The sequence below is a fragment of the Rhodococcus sp. UNC23MFCrub1.1 genome (assembly GCF_000686025.1).
Classification (GTDB): Bacteria; Actinomycetota; Actinomycetes; order Mycobacteriales; family Mycobacteriaceae; genus Rhodococcoides.
This window is the reverse complement of the sequence record NZ_JMLQ01000024.1, coordinates 1-1,198: the sequence shown is the minus strand read 5'-3', so window position 1 is coordinate 1,198 and position 1,198 is coordinate 1. Positions and strand designations below refer to the sequence as shown.

At 57.3% G+C, this 1,198-nt stretch carries 1 rRNA gene; it reads right to left on the bottom strand.

Annotation, left to right across the window (positions count from 1 at the left end):
- Positions 1-1,198: ribosomal RNA gene (locus tag BR07_RS0122630) — 23S ribosomal RNA — on the bottom strand; the annotation flags it as partial.

The following is a 1,198-nucleotide window of genomic DNA, read 5'->3' as shown; positions in this document are numbered from 1 at the left end:
ATCACCAGCAGGGGTCCCCCTTCTCCCGAAGTTACGGGGGCATTTTGCCGAGTTCCTTAACCATAGTTATCTCGATCGCCTTGGTATTCTCTACCTGATCACCTGTGTCGGTTTGGGGTACGGGCCGTGTACCAGCTCGCTAGAGGCTTTTCTCGGCAGCATAGGATCACTGAATTCGCCTCATTCGGCTATGCATCACCTCTCAGGCTGTGTGAGACCCGGATTTGCCTAGGTCTCGCCCTACAGGCTTACACCAGTGTTACCACTGACTGGCTCAGCTACCTTCCTGCGTCACCCCATCGCTTGACTACTACCAGGAAAGGTCCCGTGCATCACCACACCCGGCACCCGAAGGTGCTCCTGGCGGCTCTGGACGGTTAGTACTCCTGATTCATCATGGGCGCGGATACACGGGTACGGGAATATCAACCCGTTGTCCATCGACTACGCCTGTCGGCCTCGCCTTAGGTCCCGACTCACCCTGGGCGGATTAACCTGGCCCAGGAACCCTTGATCATTCGGCGGACGAGTTTCTCACTCGTCTTTCGCTACTCATGCCTGCATTCTCACTCGCGTGGCCTCCACACCTGGATCACTCCGGCGCTTCCCTGGCCACACGACGCTCCCCTACCCACCCACACACCTGCCGGAACCCTCGCAAGGGAACCGGGGGCTGTTGTGTGAGTGCCGCGGCTTCGGCGGTGTACTTGAGCCCCGCTACATTGTCGGCGCAAAATCACTTGACCAGTGAGCTATTACGCACTCTTTCAAGGGTGGCTGCTTCTAAGCCAACCTCCTGGTTGTCTTCGCGACTTCACATCCTTTTCCACTTAGTACACGCTTGGGGGCCTTAGCCGGCGATCTGGGCTGTTTCCCTCTCGACTACGAACCTTATCGCCCGCAGTCTCACTGCCGCGCTCTCACATCCTGGCATTCGGAGTTTGGCTGATTTCGATAAGCTTGTGGGCCCTCTAGACCATCCAGTAGCTCTACCTCCAGGATGAAACACGCGACGCTGCACCTAAATGCATTTCGGGGAGAACCAGCTATCACGGAGTTTGATTGGCCTTTCACCCCTACCCACAACTCATCCCCTCAGTTTTCAACCTAAGTGGGTTCGGGCCTCCACGACGTCTTACCGTCGCTTCACCCTGGCCATGGGTAGATCACTCCGCTTCGGGTCTAGAGCATGCGACTG